At 62.3% G+C, this 12,709-nt stretch carries 12 protein-coding genes and 1 pseudogene; 4 read left to right on the top strand and 9 right to left on the bottom strand.

What is annotated here, in order from left to right; translation table 11 throughout:
• Positions 1-112, top strand: a pseudogene (locus tag J7E36_RS23995) (peptidylprolyl isomerase); the annotation flags it as partial.
• A 128-nt stretch (positions 113-240) separates the two neighbouring features.
• Here J7E36_RS23995 and J7E36_RS23990 read toward each other — a convergent pair.
• The 3 genes from J7E36_RS23990 to J7E36_RS23980 all read right to left on the bottom strand — a co-directional run bounded on the left by J7E36_RS23990 (position 241) and on the right by J7E36_RS23980 (position 2,923).
• Positions 241-1,212: a thymidylate synthase gene (locus J7E36_RS23990; protein WP_215008629.1), complete on the bottom strand. Its 972-nt coding sequence runs from the start codon at positions 1,210-1,212 to the stop codon at positions 241-243.
• Positions 1,213-1,262: 50 nt separating this feature from the next.
• Positions 1,263-2,072 carry a prolipoprotein diacylglyceryl transferase gene (gene lgt, locus J7E36_RS23985; RefSeq protein ID WP_215008627.1) on the bottom strand — a complete coding sequence of 270 codons (810 nt, stop codon included), beginning with the start codon at positions 2,070-2,072 and terminating at the stop codon, positions 1,263-1,265.
• 68 nt (positions 2,073-2,140) lie between these two features.
• Complete coding sequence (locus J7E36_RS23980) at positions 2,141-2,923, bottom strand: sulfite exporter TauE/SafE family protein (RefSeq protein ID WP_215008624.1); 783 nt, start codon at positions 2,921-2,923, stop codon at positions 2,141-2,143.
• Between the two features lie 172 nt (positions 2,924-3,095).
• Here J7E36_RS23980 and J7E36_RS23975 point away from each other — a divergent pair, with 172 nt between their 5' ends.
• Positions 3,096-3,842, top strand: a complete 747-nt coding sequence (locus J7E36_RS23975) for an NRDE family protein (protein ID WP_215008622.1) — start codon at positions 3,096-3,098, stop codon at positions 3,840-3,842.
• 126 nt (positions 3,843-3,968) lie between these two features.
• Here J7E36_RS23975 and ptsP read toward each other — a convergent pair whose 3' ends face one another.
• Together ptsP and J7E36_RS23965 are read right to left on the bottom strand one after the other, a co-directional pair.
• The gene (gene ptsP / locus J7E36_RS23970) at positions 3,969-6,248 is read right to left on the bottom strand and encodes a phosphoenolpyruvate--protein phosphotransferase (protein WP_215008620.1); all 2,280 of its coding nucleotides are present in this window, start codon (positions 6,246-6,248) and stop codon (positions 3,969-3,971) included.
• A gap of 22 nt (positions 6,249-6,270) precedes the next feature.
• Positions 6,271-6,750: an RNA pyrophosphohydrolase gene (locus J7E36_RS23965; protein WP_003186867.1), complete on the bottom strand. Its 480-nt coding sequence runs from the start codon at positions 6,748-6,750 to the stop codon at positions 6,271-6,273.
• A 143-nt stretch (positions 6,751-6,893) separates the two neighbouring features.
• Here J7E36_RS23965 and J7E36_RS23960 point away from each other — a divergent pair, with 143 nt between their 5' ends.
• Entirely contained in the window at positions 6,894-7,550 is a 657-nt protein-coding gene (locus tag J7E36_RS23960) for an HAD family hydrolase (protein WP_215008618.1), read from the top strand.
• A 93-nt stretch (positions 7,551-7,643) separates the two neighbouring features.
• Here the strand turns inward: J7E36_RS23960 and J7E36_RS23955 are convergent, their stop codons facing one another.
• Positions 7,644-8,072, bottom strand: a complete 429-nt coding sequence (locus J7E36_RS23955) for a DUF2269 family protein (RefSeq protein WP_215008616.1) — start codon at positions 8,070-8,072, stop codon at positions 7,644-7,646.
• Positions 8,073-8,141: 69 nt separating this feature from the next.
• On the bottom strand, positions 8,142-9,656 hold the full coding sequence (gene ilvA, locus J7E36_RS23950) for a threonine ammonia-lyase, biosynthetic (RefSeq protein WP_215008614.1): 1,515 nt from the start codon (positions 9,654-9,656) through the stop codon (positions 8,142-8,144).
• 138 nt (positions 9,657-9,794) lie between these two features.
• Between ilvA and rpiA the strand changes: the two genes are divergently transcribed.
• Complete coding sequence (rpiA, locus tag J7E36_RS23945; protein WP_215008612.1) at positions 9,795-10,469, top strand: ribose-5-phosphate isomerase RpiA; 675 nt, start codon at positions 9,795-9,797, stop codon at positions 10,467-10,469.
• Between the two features lie 141 nt (positions 10,470-10,610).
• Here rpiA and J7E36_RS23940 read toward each other — a convergent pair whose 3' ends face one another.
• Positions 10,611-11,519 (bottom strand): SdiA-regulated domain-containing protein, encoded by a 909-nt coding sequence (locus J7E36_RS23940; RefSeq protein WP_215008610.1) that lies wholly within the window; start codon positions 11,517-11,519, stop codon positions 10,611-10,613.
• Between the two features lie 111 nt (positions 11,520-11,630).
• The gene (locus J7E36_RS23935; RefSeq protein WP_215008608.1) at positions 11,631-12,563 is read right to left on the bottom strand and encodes an SdiA-regulated domain-containing protein; all 933 of its coding nucleotides are present in this window, start codon (positions 12,561-12,563) and stop codon (positions 11,631-11,633) included.
• Positions 12,564-12,709: the final 146 nt, after the last annotated feature.

The raw sequence follows: 12,709 nt of genomic DNA, 5'->3' as shown, positions 1-12,709 counted from the left end.
GATGGTCGGCGCGATCGACGCGGTGATTTTCAAGAAGCCGCTGCGGGTGGTGCATGGACCGATCAAGAGCAAGTTCGGCTATCACCTGGTGCAGGTGTTTTATCGGGATTGATGCCGCATTCAGCACTGATCAAATGTGGGAGCGAGCCTGCTCGCGAAGCGGTGGGTCAGTTGATATTGATGTTGACTGACACACCGCTATCGCGAGCAGGCTCGCTCCCACAGGAGGTCTTGTGTGGCTCAGACCGCCATCGGCGCGGTCATCGGCGCGTGGTGTTGGTAGCCTTCTAGTGAGAAGTCGCCTGGCTCTACCAACTCCAGCCACTCCGGCTGGTACACACCGGTCTTGGCAAATTCCGGCACGCGCTCGGAAATCACCAGTTTCGGCATCGGGAACGGCTCGCGGGTGAGCTGTTCGTTGAGCATGTCCAGGTGGTTTTCGTAGACGTGGGCATCGCCGATGAAATAGGTGAACCAGCGCGGCGTGTAGCCGGTCAGGCGGCCGATCAGGCTCAGCAGCGCGGCGCCTTCGGTAAGGTTGAACGGCGTGCCGAGGCCCAGGTCGTTGGAGCGGATGTAGAGGGTCAGGGAGATTTCCCTGGTCTCGACGTTCGGGTGGAACTGATAGAGCAGATGGCACGGTGGCAGGGCCATCTCATCGAGCTGGGCGCAGTTCCAGCCGTGGAACAGGATACGCCGGCTGCCCGGGTCCTTGATGATGGTGTCGACGCACTGGCGAACCTGGTCGATGGCCTTGTACAGCACCACGTAGGCCTGGCCGTTCTCTTCGCCTTCGGCGATCTGCCGGTAGCCGTTGGCCAGGGTCTGCTCGATGGCCGCCCGGTTGCTCACCGGGATCTGCTTGTAGGCCGGCCACTTGCGCCATTGCACACCGTAGATCTCGCCCAGGTCATCGTCGCCCTGGCGGAACGGATTGGCCAGCCATTGGGCGTTTTCGTTGGCATTCTGGTCCCAGACCTTGCAGCCCAGGGCGCGGAACTCGGCAGCGTTGTTGACGCCACGCAGGAACCCGCACATTTCGCCAATGGCGGATTTGAACGCCATCTTGCGGGTGGTGATGGCCGGGAACCCGTCCTTCAAGTCATAGCGCAGCATCGCACCGGGGAAGCTGATGGTATTGATACCTGTGCGGTTGGCTTGCTTGGTGCCGTGCTTGATGACATGGGCCACCAGATCGAGATATTGCTTCATGGGTTACCTGTGTCCTTGAACCCGAGGCCGGGGCCTCGGGGTTCGAATGTTTAAGCCTTGGCCGCCGCAGCCGGCGCACGATGATAAGCCAGCCAGATCAGCACCAGGCCAGCGACAATCATTGGCAGGCACAACAATTGGCCCATGGTCAGCCAGTTCCACGCCAGGTAGCCGAGCTGGGCGTCCGGCACGCGGACGAACTCGACGATGAAGCGGAAGATCCCATAGAACAGCGCGAACATGCCCGACACCGCCATGGTGGGGCGCGGCTTGCGCGAGAACAGCCAGAGGATCAGGAACAGCGCCACGCCTTCGAGGGCGAACTGGTACAACTGCGACGGATGGCGCGGCAACTGCGCCGGGTCGCTGAACGGCGGGAAGATCATCGCCCACGGTACGTCGGTCGGCTTGCCCCACAATTCGGCATTGATGAAGTTGCCGATGCGCCCGGCGCCCAGGCCGATGGGCACCATTGGCGCGATGAAGTCCATCAGCTCGAAGAACGACTTGTTGTTGCGTTTGCCGAACCACACCGCCGCCAGCATCACGCCGATGAAGCCACCGTGGAACGACATGCCGCCTTTCCAGACCTCGAAGATCAGCGTCGGGTTCGCCAGGTACGCGCTCAGGTCGTAGAACAGCACGTAGCCCAGGCGTCCGCCGACGATCACACCCATGGACAGCCAGAACACCAGGTCGGAGAGCTTTTCCTTGTTCCAGGTCGGGTCGAAACGGTTGAGCCGACGCGACGCCAGCAGCCAGGCACCGCCGATGCCGACCAGGTACATCAGGCCGTACCAGTGGATTTTCAGCGGGCCGATGGCCAGGGCCACCGGATCGATCTGCGGGTAAGGCAGCATTGATATTCCTCATAAACGTCAAAAACACCCGGGCGACGCTGCCACCTCGGGATTAAGCCAGGATTGCGTCAGAGCAGGAAGCTCAGCCCCACGCAGAACAGCAAAGCGGCGAACAGCCGTTTCAGCAAGCGCGGTGACAGGCGATGGGCCAGTCGCGCGCCGAAGCGGGCGAAGACCATGCTCGTCAGGGCGATGCCCAGCAACGCCGGCAAATAGACAAAACCAAGACTATGGGCCGGTAGCAGCGGATCGTGCCAGCCCAGAATCATGAAACTTGTTGCGCTGGCCAGGGCAATCGGCAGGCCGCAGGCCGACGAAGTCGCCACCGCTTGCTGCATCGGCACGCTGCGCCAGGTCAGGAACGGCACAGTCAACGAGCCGCCGCCGATGCCGAAAATCGCCGAGGCCCAGCCGATCACCGTACCGGCCAGGGTCAACCCGACCTTGCCCGGCACCGTGCGGCTGGCCTTGGGCTTGAAGTCCAGGGCCAGTTGCACCGCGACGATCATGGCGAACACACCGATGATCTTTTGCAGGTGCGGGCCGGAAATCGCTTCGGCGGTGAGCGCGCCGAAACCGGCGCCGACCAGGATACCAGCGGTCATCCAGGCGAAAATCGGCCAGCGCACCGCACCTTTGCGCTGATGCTCGCGCACGGCATTGACCGAGGTGAAGATGATCGACGCCAGGGAAGTACCGACGGCCAGGTGCGTCAACACCTGCGGGTCGAAACCCTGCAAGGTGAAGCTGAACACCAGCACCGGCACGATGATCATCCCGCCGCCCACGCCGAACAGCCCGGCCAGCACACCGGCACAAGCGCCGAGCAGCAGATAGAGCACAAATTCCACCAGCGTCTCCCTACCCATCCCCGAAACAAGAGCGGTATGGTAACGGATCCATGGCCTTGGGCTCCACTGAAGGCGATGGATGCGCGGGCGATGTGTGGGTAGAGTGGGCTGAAGCCAGCCACGGGTTGTGTCTGGCTTCATAGTTGTTTGGCATTGTTAACAGGACTACCTGATGTGCCTGATCGTATTTGCCTGGCGACCCGGCCACGCCCAGCCGCTGATCGTGGCGGCCAACCGTGACGAGTTCTACGCCCGGCCGACCTTGCCCCTGGCCCAGTGGCCGGATGCGCCCCATGTCCATGCCGGTCGCGACCTTGAAGCTGGCGGCACCTGGCTGGGCATCGGTGCCGACGGCCGCTTTGCGGCGCTGACCAACATTCGCGACCCGGGCCAGGTCCCGGCGTTCAAGTCGCGAGGTGAGCTGGTGGCGCGGTTCCTGACCGGGAGCCTGTCGATTGCCGAGTATTTCAGTGAAGTCGTGCCCCGTGCCGGAGAGTACGGCGGCTTCAACCTGCTGCTCGGCGACGGCACTGAGCTCTGGCATTTCAATGCCCGTGATGCCCGGCCCCAGCGCCTGGCTGAAGGCGTCCATGGCGTGTCGAACGCCGGGCTGAACACGCCATGGCCCAAACTCCTCAAGGCCCGCGCCGCGCTCGGTGAAGTGCTGGACGATCCGCAGCCCCAGGCATTGCTGGCGCTACTCAATGACCCACAACCCGCGCCGGTGGCCGAACTGCCGGACACCGGCGTGGGGTTGGCAACCGAGACGCTGTTGTCGAGCGTGTTCATTGCCAGCCCCGCTTATGGAACGCGGGCGAGTACGGCGTTGATCGTTCATGCCGACGGTACGCGGCACATGGTCGAGCGCAGCTTCGGGCCGCATGGGGGGCATTTGGGGGAGGTTGAGGTCAGGGTTTGATTTTGTAGTTGTGCCGGCCTCATCGCGAGCAAGCCCGCTCCCACACTAGATCTCCGGTGCGCACATCATTTGTGCGATAGAGATCCACTGTGGGAGCGAGCCTGCTCGCGATGGGCGCGCCGCGGACTAGAGCGTCTTGTTCGATGCCGGATTGATCATCCGCGCCAAGCCAAGGTTCTTCAGCGCCAGTTGCAAGGAGCTGTGGATCACTTGCGGATTGTCGATGGTCATCACCTCCGCCAGCAGTTCCTGGGCCTTGCTCAGGTTGATCTGGCGCAGCATCCACTTCACTTTCGGCAGGTTGGTGGCGTTCATCGACAGGCTGTCGAAGCCCATCGCCATCAACAGCACGGCGGCGGCCGGATCGCCGGCCATTTCGCCGCAGATGCTTACCGGCTTGCCTTCGGCATGGGCGTCACGCACCACATTCTGCAAGGCTTGCAGCACGGCCGGGTGCAGGTAGTCGTACAGGTCGGCCACCCGTGGGTTGTTGCGGTCCACGGCCAGCAGGTACTGGGTCAGGTCGTTGGAACCCACCGACAGGAAGTCCACCTGCCGCGCCAGTTCCTTGGTCTGGTACACCGCTGCCGGAATCTCGATCATCACGCCAACCGGCGGCATCGGCACGTCGGTGCCTTCGTCGCGCACTTCGCCCCAGGCCCGGTGGATCAGGTGCAGGGCTTCTTCCAGCTCATGGGTGCCGGAGATCATCGGCAACAGAATACGCAGGTTGTTCAGGCCTTCGCTGGCCTTGAGCATGGCACGGGCCTGGACCAGGAAGATTTCCGGGTGGTCGAGGGTTACGCGGATGCCGCGCCAGCCCAGGAACGGGTTGTCCTCCTTGATCGGGAAGTAGGACAGGGATTTGTCGCCGCCGATGTCCAGGCTGCGCATGGTCACCGGTTGCGGGTGGAAGGCGGCCAGCTGTTCACGGTAGATCGCCAGCTGTTCCTTTTCGCTGGGGAAGCGCTGGTTGATCATGAACGGCACTTCGGTGCGATACAGGCCCACACCCTCGGCGCCACGCTTCTGCGCCCGGGCCACGTCGGCCAGCAGGCCGGTGTTGACCCACAGCGGCATGCGATGGCCGTCGAGCGTTATGCAAGGCAGGTCTCGCAGCGCATCGAGGCCCAGGGCCAGCTGCTTTTCTTCCTCCACCACCTCGGCGAACTGCTTGCGCAGCACGTCGCTGGGGTTGGTATAGACCTCGCCGTGGTAGCCGTCGACGATCATCTGGATGCCGTCGACCTTGGCGTACGGCAGGTCCACCAGGCCCATCACCGTCGGAATGCCCATGGCCCGGGCGAGGATCGCCACGTGGGAGTTACCCGAGCCCAACACCGAAACCAGCCCCGCCAGCTTGCCCTCGGGCACCTCGCCAAGCATCGCCGGGGTCAGTTCTTCGCTGATCAGGATGGTGTTGTCGGGGTAGACCAGGGTCTGCTGGCGCTCCTGCTGCAAGTAGGCCAGCAGCCGGCGGCCGAGGTCCTTGACGTCGGAGGCGCGCTCACGCAGGTAGGCGTCGTCCATCAGTTCGAAACGGTTGACGTGGTCGGTCACCACCTGGCGCAACGCGCCCTGGGCCCACTGGCCGGTTTTGATGACGGTGGTCACTTCGCTGCCCAGGGAGGCGTCGTCGAGCATCATCAGGTAGACGTCGAACAGCGCGCGCTCTTCGGGGCGCAGCTGCGTCGCCAGCTTGGCCGACAAGGCGCGCATGTCGGCGCGCACGCCTTCGATGGCGGTCTTGAACAGCCCCAGCTCGGCCTCGATATCGGTGATGGTCTTGTCCGGTACCACGTCGAGGTCGGCGGGCGGCAGCATGACCACCGCGGTACCCACGGCCGCGCCCGGTGAGCCCGGTACGCCGACGAACTTGGCTTCCTGGATGCCCTTGCCCTGGCGGCCCAGGCCGCTGATCGAGCCGGTGGCCTCGGCGTGGGCGATAACCCCGGCCAGTTGCGCGCTCATGGTCACGAGGAAGGCTTCTTCACCCTCGTCGAACTGGCGGCGCTCTTTCTGCTGGATGACCAACACGCCGACGACGCGGCGGTGGTGGATGATCGGCGCGCCGAGGAACGAGGCGTAGCGTTCCTCGCCGGTCTCGGCGAAGTAGCGGTAGCGCGGGTGGTCCGCGGCGTTTTCGAGGTTCAGGGGTTCTTCGCGCGTGCCGACCAGGCCGACCAGACCTTCATTGGGCGCCATGCTCACCTTGCCGATCGAGCGCTTGTTCAAGCCCTCGGTGGCCATCAGCACGAAACGGTTGGTCTCGGGGTCCAGCAGATAGACCGAGCAGACCTGGCTGCCCATGGCCTCTTTGACGCGCAACACAATAATCCCCAACGCCGCCTTGAGATCCTTGGCGGAGTTGACTTCCTGGACGATCTTGCGCAGCGTATTGAGCATGGCTCGGGGTCGAACTCCGTCGTCAGTCGCGCGTCAGCAGGCGCGGGGCAAGCTCTTTGAGAGCGCGTCGATACACCTCGCGCTTGAATGTCACCACCTGGCCCAACGGATACCAATAGCTGACCCAGCGCCAGCCATCGAACTCCGGTTTACCGGTCAGATCCATCCGCACCCGCTGCTCGTTGGAGATCAGGCGCAGGAGAAACCATTTCTGCTTCTGGCCGATGCACAGCGGTTGGCTGTGCGTGCGAACCAGGCGTTGCGGCAAACGATAGCGCAACCAGCCGCGGGTGCAGGCGAGTATTTCGACATCTTCACGCTCAAGCCCCACTTCTTCATTCAACTCGCGGTACAAGGCCTCTTCCGGCGTCTCCTGGGGGTTGATCCCGCCCTGGGGAAACTGCCAGGCGTCTTGATTGATACGGCGAGCCCATAGCACCTGCCCTGCATCATTCGTAAGAATGATCCCCACATTGGGGCGGAAACCATCGGGGTCGATCACGGCAACAACCTCGCAAACGCATGTCGCCGCATTGTTCCACAAAGGTTGTGAAGGCAGCAACGAGCCGGCCTACCTTATGTGCACTCTTGTGAAAAGTCCGTATTCTGGAGGCCTTTCTTCAGATTTTTCAGCGGGTAACTGCAATGCGGCTGGCTTTATTCGACTTGGACAATACCTTGCTGGGCGGCGACAGCGATCACGCGTGGGGCGACTACCTGTGTGAGCGCGGTTTTCTCGATGCCGTTTCCTACAAGGCACGCAACGATGCGTTCTACCAGGATTACCTGGCCGGTAAGCTCGACAACGCCGAGTACCTGAATTTCTGCCTGGAAATCCTCGGTCGCACAGAGATGGAAGTACTGGCCCAATGGCATCTGGACTACATGCGCGATTGCATCGAGCCGATTGTGTTGCCCCAGGCCCTCGAACTGTTGAAAAAACACCGTGACGCCGGCGACAAGCTGGTGATCATCACCGCCACCAACCGCTTCGTCACCGCGCCGATTGCCGAGCGCCTGGGGGTCGAGACGTTGATCGCCACCGAGTGCGAAATGATCGATGGCCGCTACAGCGGGCGCAGCACCGACGTGCCGTGTTTTCGCGAGGGCAAGGTGACCCGGTTGAACCGCTGGCTGGAAGAGACTGGGCATTCACTGGAGGGCAGCTACTTCTACAGCGATTCGATGAATGATCTGCCGTTGCTGGAGGCGGTGGCGCACCCGGTGGCGGTGGATCCTGATCCGAACTTGCGGGCCGAGGCCGAGAAGCGGGGGTGGCCAGTAATTTCGCTGCGCGGCTGAAGTCGTCATCGCGAGCAGGCTCGCTCCCACAGGGGTACGCATTCCAATGTGGGAGCGAGCCTGCTCGCGATGGAGCCGACCCGGTTCCATGGCTTAAACCGGCTTGGCCCCCATCAGCCCAGCAATGGCGATAAGGCAGACAACGCTGAACAACGCCAAGGCAAAGGTGAATCGACCAGTGCCCGCCGCCGGCGCCTTGCGCACTTTGTTCAACCGCACCAACAGCCAGAACCCCGTCAGTGCCGCCAAGGTGTAGAGCACGCTGGAGGCCAGCAGCCAGGTCTGCCCCAGCGGCCAGCCGACCTGATGCACCATCCACCAGCCAGTGAACGGCAGGCTCACCAGGGACAGGCCCATCACTAGCCAGACGAACACCCGCGGTCGTTGCAACGTGCGAGCCGCCGCCGTGGTATCGCCGTTGCGACGTGTCCGCCAGACCCAGATGGCCAGCCCAAGGGCGCCCGCCAACAGCAGGGCAGTGGCGATGACGTGGGCGATCTTCAACGCGGTCAACGTTTCCATGGTTCGATTTCCTTATGGCTTACTCAGCAGCTTAGCCCGTGTGGCGAAGTGTCCGGCGTTGCGCACGGCTCAACCCAGGAACAGCTGATACGCCGGGTTATCGCTTTCATCCCAGTACGGGTAACCGATTTCCTCCAGGGCCGCCGGGACCAGGTGGCGCTCTTCGTGCGGCACTTGCAGCCCCGCGACCACGCGACCATCCGCTGCGCCATGGTTGCGGTAGTGGAACATCGAGATATTCCAGCGTCCGCCCAGCTTGTTGAGGAAGTTGAACAGCGCGCCCGGGCGTTCCGGGAATTCGAAGCGCAGCACCACTTCGTCGATGACGTGGGCCGCGTGCCCGCCCACCATGTGGCGGATGTGCAGCTTGGCCAGTTCGTTGTCGGTCAGGTCCAGCACCGGGAAACCTTGCTCGGTCAGGCTGGCAATCAGTGCACTGCGTGGGTCGTTTTCCGGGTGCGTCTGCACGCCAACGAAGATGTGCGCTTCGCTGCCGGTGTTGTAGCGGTAGTTGAACTCGGTGATCTGGCGCTTGCCGATGGCTTCGCAGAACGCCTTGAAGCTGCCCGGCTTCTCGGGGATGGTCACGGCGATGATCGCTTCACGGCCTTCGCCCAGCTCGGCGCGCTCGGCGACATGGCGCAAGCGGTCGAAGTTGACGTTGGCGCCGGAGTCGATCGCCACCAGGGTCTGGCCGCTGACACCGCGTGACTCGACGTACTTTTTGATCCCCGCCACGCCCAGGGCGCCGGCAGGTTCGGTGATCGAGCGGGTATCGTCGTAGATGTCCTTGATGGCTGCGCAGATCTCGTCGGTGCTGACGGTGATCACTTCGTCCACGTGGTGCTTGCAGATATCAAAGGTGTGCTGGCCGATCTGCGCCACGGCGACGCCGTCGGCAAACAGCCCCACCGTCGGCAGTACCACACGCTCACCCGCCGCCATGGCCGCTTGCAGGCAGTTGGAATCGTCCGGCTCGACGCCGATGACCTTGATGTCCGGCCGCAGGTATTTCACGTAGGCCGCAATCCCGGCGATCAGCCCGCCGCCGCCCACCGGGACGAAAATCGCATCCAGGCGCCCCGGGTGCTGCCGGAGGATCTCCATCGCCACCGTGCCCTGCCCGGCGATGGTGTGAGGGTCGTCATACGGATGGATATAAACGTAGCCCTTTTCGTCGACCAATTTCAGCGAATAGGCCAGGGCTTCGGGGAACGAGTCGCCATGCAGCACCACTTTGCCGCCACGGGAGCGCACGCCTTCAACCTTGATTTCCGGGGTGGTCTTGGGCATCACGATGGTAGCTTTCACGCCCAATACCTTGGCCGCCAGGGCCAGGCCCTGGGCATGGTTGCCCGCCGACGCCGTGACCACGCCGCGTGCGCGTTCCTCGTCACTGAGCTGGGTCAGCTTGTTGTAGGCCCCGCGAATCTTGAACGAGAACACCGGCTGCAAGTCTTCGCGCTTGAGCCAGATGTTGTTGCCCAGCCGCTCGGAAAGCTGGCGAGCGGTCTGCAGCGGGGTTTCCACGGCAACGTCATAAACGCGCGAGGTGAGGATCTTTTTGACGTACTGTTCAAGCATCGGAAAGCATCACTGGGCGGGTTGGGCAGGGCCAAGGAGTCTAACCCGGCTTTTGGCCGGGCGACCACACGAATCCCGAGGTTTTGTTGGGTTATACTCGCGCCCCCTCTTTACTCCCTGCCCGTTTTCGGAGCCCGCATGACCCAGGATCAACTCAAACAGGCCGTGGCCCAGGCCGCCGTCGACCTCATCCTCCCGAAACTGGATGACAAGAGCATCGTCGGGGTCGGCACCGGCTCCACGGCCAATTGCTTCATCGACGCGCTGGCCCGACACAAGGGCGCGTTCGATGGCGCGGTTGCCAGCTCCGAAGCCACTGCCGCGCGCCTGAAGGGCCACGGGATCCCGGTGTACGAGCTCAACACCGTGAGCGACCTGGAGTTCTACATCGATGGCGCCGACGAAAGCGATGCGCACCTGAACCTGATCAAGGGCGGCGGCGCAGCCCTGACCCGCGAGAAGATCGTCGCGGCCGTGGCCAGGACCTTCATCTGCATCGCCGATGCCAGCAAGCTGGTGCCGGTGCTCGGCGCATTCCCGTTGCCGGTGGAGGTCATTCCGATGGCCCGCAGCCACGTTGCCCGCCAGTTGGTGAAACTGGGCGGTGATCCGGTGTATCGCGAAGGCGTACTCACCGACAACGGCAACATCATCCTCGATGTTTACAACCTGCAGATCACCCACCCAATGGAACTGGAAAGCCAGATCAATGCCATTGTTGGCGTGGTCACCAACGGCCTGTTCGCGGCGCGTGGGGCGGATGTGTTGTTGTTGGGGACTGCGGACGGGGTCAGGACTCTGCGGGCGGAATAAAGGCTGTGCCCAGTCCATCGGCTGGGCGAGATCCTTTGTGGGAGCGGGCTTGCTCGCGAAGGCGGCAGATCAGTCACTCATTTGTTGAATGACATCCCGCATTCGCGAGCAAGCCCGCTCCCACAGGGTTCTGTGAATGAATCAAGGTTTTTTGAACACGTAGAACAGATTCGGCTCACTCACCAGATACAGGGTGCCATCGTCGTCCATGGCGAGGCCTTCGGCCTGGGGTACGGTCTGCTGCAAACCCTGGCGGCCCTTGCTCAGCGACAGCGTGCTGAGTGGCCGGCCATCGATGTCCAGCTCGATAATCAACCGCGACTCTTCGGACAGCGCCAGCAGATGGCCGCTGCGCTCGTCGTATTGCAGGCTTGAAAGGTCGCGCACGAACAGCCCGGCATCGCGCTTGGGGTTGTTGATCACATGGACCGCGTAGGATTTTTCCGGATTCTGATGGGGAAACCCATGCACTTCATAAATCAGCATCGGGTCACGCTCCTTGGCCACGAACAGCCGTTTACCCACCGAATCGTAGGCCAACCCTTCAAAACCCTTGTTGCCCCGCATGTGCACGCCGAGGGTCATTTGCTCGGCGTCGGCGGCATCGAGAAATCGGGTGTCAGGGTCCAGATGAATCTTGATCAGCCGCTGCTGGCGCTCGTCGGTGATGACGTAGGTGTCTTCACTGATGAACTCCACCGCTTCCGGATCCCCGAAGCCGACCAGGGCGATGCGCCGCAGGATCTTGCCATCGAGTGACAGCTCGACCAGTTCGGAATTCTGATTGGTGACGGTGAACAGGCTCTTGCGTACCGGATCGAAGGTCAGCGCCGAGACATCGTCGTCCAGGCCGTCGATGACCTGGGCTTCGACCGTGACCCGGTATTGGTCCAGGGCAATGGTCTGCTCGCTGGCAGGTTTCCAGAGGGTACTGAGGTTGAACCAGGCACGCTCGAACAGGCGCAGGTGCTGTCCAACGGCGATCAGCGCAATCAGTGCAATCGCCAGCAGGCTCAGGATCAGGGGTTTCGGGCGGGCGAGTCGACGCATGTGGGGTGGGCTCGGATAAGAACAGGTGGTGGGAAATACCACGGCTGCCTGAACTGAAGCTTAATGGCCGGATGCCACACCCTACAACGAAGACGGAAGAATCCTACAAGATTAGGGTTGCTTTTCGAAACGATAGAACAGGTTCGGCTCGCTGACCATGTACAGGTTGCCAGCCTCATCGACAGTGACACCTTCGGCACGGGGAATGGTGTCCTTGAGACCATTGAAGCCACCCAGCAGGGTCATGAAGCTGACCTGTTCGCCTTTTTCGTCCAGCTCCAGCAACAGATGGGAGTCGGCCGAAAGCACCAGCATGTGCCCGGTGCGCGGGTCGATCGCCAGGGCGGAAAGGTTGCGCAGGTCCAGTTCATTGCTGACATGGATCTGCTTGTCGCCCTTGAGCCGTTGGCTGCCGTCGCTTTTCCAGGTGAACAGCGCCGGTGGGCGTTCTTCACCCAGTACCAGTTGCTGGTTGCGCGGGTCCCAGACGATGCCTTCAAAACCCTTGTTCTGGTTTTTTGACGGGCCGAGGTCGTAGTGGGGGAAATCAGCGCTGTTCAGTTCGCGGGTGTTGGCATCCACGTGGACGATCAACAGCGTGTGATTGCGCTCATCGGTAATGGCCAGCAGGCCGTCCTCCATATAGGTCACGCCTTCCGGATTGCTCCAGCCCACCAATGGCATCTTGCGCAGCACATCGCCTTGCAGGCTCAGTTCCACCAGGAACGGGTTCTTGCCCATGACGGCGAACAAGGTCTTGGTCTGCGGGTTGTAGGTCACATCGGACGCCTCATCCTTCTCCATGCCAGGCAGCGGCTTGGCGTCGATCACGGCGTGGTAGTCCGGCAGCCAGACACTCTCCTGGCGTTGGGCCGGGCTTTCAAAGTGTTCCGATAGCCAGAGCCGGCCGCGGTCATCCCAGTGCATCGCAAACGCCAGGCCATAGGCAGCAGCCACAATCAGCAGCGCCCAGGCGTACCAGGGCAGGGCGAAGCGAGAGCGACGGGACGGTTTGGCAGAGGACGGTGCTTGGGATTTGGCCATGGAAGGAATGCGTTCCAGAGGGTTTGGGGCTAAGGGAATGGCTGGTTCAGATGCCGCATTCGCCCGGATTATCCGGGTGGCATGTGAAAAAAACGGTAAATCATGAGGCTGGCCTGCCTTCAGTAATTTGTGGGAGCGGGCTTGCT

Source organism: Pseudomonas fluorescens (assembly GCF_018614775.1).
Lineage (GTDB): Bacteria > Pseudomonadota > Gammaproteobacteria > Pseudomonadales > Pseudomonadaceae > Aquipseudomonas > Aquipseudomonas fluorescens_BY.
Note: the sequence above shows the minus strand (reverse complement) of the source record. Positions and strands in the feature narration are given on the sequence as shown.